Source organism: Pseudomonas sp. UBA5666 (assembly GCF_002420785.1).
GTDB classification, from domain to species: domain Bacteria; phylum Pseudomonadota; class Gammaproteobacteria; order Pseudomonadales; family Pseudomonadaceae; genus Aquipseudomonas; species Aquipseudomonas fulva.
The window spans coordinates 29,809-33,424 of sequence record NZ_DIIQ01000019.1 but is presented as its reverse complement, the minus strand read 5'-3'; the positions used below and the strand labels follow the sequence as shown (position 1 = coordinate 33,424).

Genomic DNA, 3,616 nt, shown 5'->3' with positions numbered 1-3,616 from the left:
GTCGCGATCTGCGGCGCCTGAGCTACCGCGCACTTAGAAGCAAAAGCAGATGCAAAAGCATGGGCATGGCATGGCATGGCATGGGCACTAGGATGGAGGGGGGTATACTGCGGGCTTGCCAGCAGCAAGCCCTTGCGCGATGGCCACGCACAGGTCCGTAGTCCGCCGACCTGGCCACCTCCCGCGCTGCAAGCCGAACCACATCCTAATGTCGCGGTCTTCATAAGCGAAGGATCCGCTTCATACCTTGGCCCGGTGGGTTTGCCACCGCGCTTGTGTCATCATGCCCCAACCGCCGGTGAGTCTCCTTATAAGCCCTCTATGAACAGACCCTACGCATTGCTGCTTGCCTTCGCCCTGCTCCAGGGTTGCCAGAGCCTGCCCGCGCACAAGGCCGAGCCGGCTGCCGCCGACGTCGGCAAACCCGAAGCCGAGAAGCCCATGGTGTACGGCTCGTTCAAGCAGGATACGCTCTATAACCTGTTGGTAGCCGAGCTCGCCGGGCAACGCAATCGCTTCGACATCGCCCTGGCCAACTACACCGACGAGGCCGCGCGAACCCAGGACCCAGGCGTCTCCGAGCGCGCCTACCGCATTGCCGAATACCTGGGCGCCGATGAACCGGCGCTGGACAACGCCCTCATCTGGGCCCGCAACGACCCGCAGAACCTCGATGCGCAACGCGCCGCCGCCATCCAGCTGGCCCGCGCAGGCCGCTATGACGATGCCATGGCCTATATGGAAAAAGTCCTGCAAGGCCAGGGCGATACCCATTTCGATTTTCTGGCCCTGTCGGCTGCCGAAACCGACCAGAGCACACGCGACGGTCTGCTACAAAGCTTCGAACGCCTGTTGGCCAAGTACCCCGACAACGGTCAGTTGATCTTCGGCAAGGCCTTGCTGCTGAACCAGGACGGCAAGGCCGAAGAGGCGCTTGAGCTGCTCGAATCGCACGCGCCACAAAACGGCGAAATCGCACCCATCCTGCTGCGCGCTCGCTTGCTGCAAGCCCTGGACCGTGGCCCTGAAGCCCTCCCCCTGCTGCGCAAGGCGATTCGCGACAACCCCGACGACAAGCGCCTGCGGCTCACCTATGCCCGGACCTTGGTCGAACAGGACCGCATTGCCGACGCCAAGGGTGAATTCGTCAGCCTGGTCCAGCAGTATCCCGAGGACGATGAGCTGCGCTATTCCCTGGCGCTGGTGTGCCTTGAGAACAAGGAGTGGGACGAAGCCGAAGGCTACCTGCAGGAGTTGGTCGAACGCGACAGCAACACCGATGCCGCGCACTTGAACCTTGGCCGTATCCGCGAAGAGCGCCACGACCCGGCAGGTGCCCTGCGCCAATACGCCCTGGTAGGGCCAGGGCCCGATTACCTGGCCGCGCAGCTGCGCCAGGCCGATATCCTGATCGCCAACGGCCGCGGCACCGAAGCCTCTCGCCTGTTGGCCGAAGCCCGCGAGGCCCAGCCCGACTACGCGATTCAGCTTTTCCTGATCGAATCGGAAAGCTACAGCAATAACAACAAGGACGCCCAGGCCAGCCAGGTGCTGCAACAAGCCATCCAGCGCTACCCGGACGACCTCAACCTGCTCTACACCCGTGCCATGCTCGCCGAAAAGCGCGATGACCTTGCCCAGATGGAAAAGGACCTGCGCGCCATCATTGCCCGCGAGCCGGAAAACGCCATGGCCCTGAATGCCCTTGGTTATACCCTGGCCGACCGCACCACCCGCTACGCCGAAGCCCAGGCCCTGATCGACAAGGCTCATCAGCTGACCCCGGACGATCCGGCGGTGCTCGATAGCCTGGGCTGGGTGAACTATCGCCTGGGCAACCTCGACAAAGCAGAGGATTACCTGCGCCAGGCCTTCGCCAGCTTCCCCGACCATGAAGTCGCCGCCCACCTGGGCGAGGTGCTCTGGGCCAACGGCAAGCGGCGCGAAGCCCGCCAAGTGTGGGCCAAGGGCTTCGAAGCCCAGGCCGACAGCCCTGTGCTGCGCAAGACCCTCCTACGCCTGACCGGATCCGAGACCCTTTAAGACCATGCTATTGCGCCACTTCGTTACCTTCACCCTCATCGCCCTCCTGGCCGGCTGCGCCGGCACCGGCAGTCGCGAGGCCCTGCAGGGCCACGGCGACCCGCAGCAGTGGCGTGCCCACAAACAGCAGTTGAGCAGCCTCGACGGCTGGCAGATCAACGGCAAGGTGGGCATCCGTGCCCCACGCGACTCAGGCAGTGGCACCCTGTTCTGGCTGCAGCGCCAGGACTATTTCGACATTCGCCTGGCCGGGCCACTGGGCCGTGGGGCCGCACGCCTGACCGGCCGGCCTGACGCCGTGGTGCTGGAAGTGGCTAACCAGGGCCGCTACGAAGCCACCAGCCCCGAAGCGCTGCTGGAAGAACAACTGGGTTGGAAGCTGCCCGTTTCCCACCTGGTCTGGTGGGTGCGCGGCCTGCCAGCACCGGATACCAAGAGCAAGCTGACCCTCGACGGCGACAGCCGCCTGGCCAGCCTCGAACAGGACGGCTGGCAGGTCGAGTACCTGAGCTATGCCGAGCACAACGGTTACTGGCTGCCCGAACGCCTCAAGCTACACGGCAAGGACCTGGACGTGACCCTGGTGGTCAAGGACTGGCAGCCCCGCCAGCTAGGACACTGAGTCGATGCAAGCGCTCACCCTGCCCGCGCCGGCCAAGCTGAACCTGTGGCTGCACATCATTGGCCGCCGTGCCGATGGCTACCACGAACTCGAAACGGTCTTCCAGTTTCTCGACCACGGTGACGAGCTGAGCTTCGCCGTGCGGGAAGACGGTGTCATCCGCCTGCACAGCGACCTCGATACCGTGCCCCATGACAGCAACCTGATCGTGCGTGCCGCTCGCCAACTGCAGGCCCAATCGGGTACGCCCCTGGGCGCGGACATCTGGCTGAACAAGGTGCTGCCGATGGGCGGCGGCATCGGCGGCGGCAGCTCGGATGCCGCCACCACCCTGCTTGGCCTTGCTCACTTGTGGCAGCTGGAGTGGGATGAAGATCGCCTGACGGCCCTGGGCCTCGGCCTGGGTGCCGATGTCCCGGTATTCGTGCGCGGGCATGCCGCCTTTGCCCAGGGGGTGGGCGAACAGCTCACGCCGGTCGATCCGGAACAGCCGTGGTATGTGGTGCTGGTTCCGCAAGTGTCTGTAAGCACAGCAGAAATTTTTTCACATCCGCAGTTGACACGTGATTCTCTCCCCCTTAAGATGCGCCCCGTTCCCAAGGGAAACAGTCGAAATGACTGCCAACCGGTGGTAGAGCAGAATTACCCGGAAGTTCGCAACGCGCTGAATTCGCTGGGGAAGTTCACAGAGGCTCGACTAACCGGAACTGGAAGTTGTGTGTTTGGGGCCTTCCCAAGCAAAGCCGAAGCTGATAAAGTTCTGGCCCTTCTTTCAGCGACCCAAACAGGGTTTGTGGCGAAAGGAAGCAATATTTCGATGTTGCATCGCAAGCTGCAAAGTCTGGTCAAGAAGTCGAGTGCCTAGCGCTCGCAGCAACAGATACAGGGGCGTCGCCAAGCGGTAAGGCAGCAGGTTTTGATCCTGCCATGCGTTGGTTCGAATCCAGCCGC

The 3,616-nt window shown here is 63.3% G+C and carries 3 protein-coding genes; all 3 read left to right on the top strand.

Annotated features, from left to right (window positions below; genetic code table 11):
* Nucleotides 1-321 precede the first annotated feature (321 nt).
* Genes B2Y33_RS11150 through ispE form a run of 3 tightly spaced genes read left to right on the top strand, consistent with a single transcriptional unit; the run spans nt 322 to nt 3,530 of the window.
* Nucleotides 322-2,043, top strand: coding sequence for a tetratricopeptide repeat protein (locus B2Y33_RS11150; protein ID WP_027915449.1), 1,722 nt, complete (start codon nt 322-324; stop codon nt 2,041-2,043).
* Between the two features lie 4 nt (nt 2,044-2,047).
* A complete protein-coding gene (gene lolB, locus B2Y33_RS11145; protein WP_104926525.1) occupies nt 2,048-2,665 on the top strand; it encodes a lipoprotein insertase outer membrane protein LolB in 618 nt (205 codons plus the stop codon).
* Nucleotides 2,666-2,669: 4 nt separating this feature from the next.
* A complete protein-coding gene (ispE, locus tag B2Y33_RS11140) occupies nt 2,670-3,530 on the top strand; it encodes a 4-(cytidine 5'-diphospho)-2-C-methyl-D-erythritol kinase (protein ID WP_027915450.1) in 861 nt (286 codons plus the stop codon).
* Nucleotides 3,531-3,616 lie beyond the last annotated feature (86 nt).

Coding starts and splice junctions, on each gene's coding strand:
- B2Y33_RS11150 (WP_027915449.1), top strand. CDS start 322: ATGAACAGACCCTACGCATTGCTGCTTGCCTTCGCCCTGCTCCAGGGT.
- lolB (WP_104926525.1), top strand. CDS start 2,048: ATGCTATTGCGCCACTTCGTTACCTTCACCCTCATCGCCCTCCTGGCC.
- ispE (WP_027915450.1), top strand. CDS start 2,670: ATGCAAGCGCTCACCCTGCCCGCGCCGGCCAAGCTGAACCTGTGGCTG.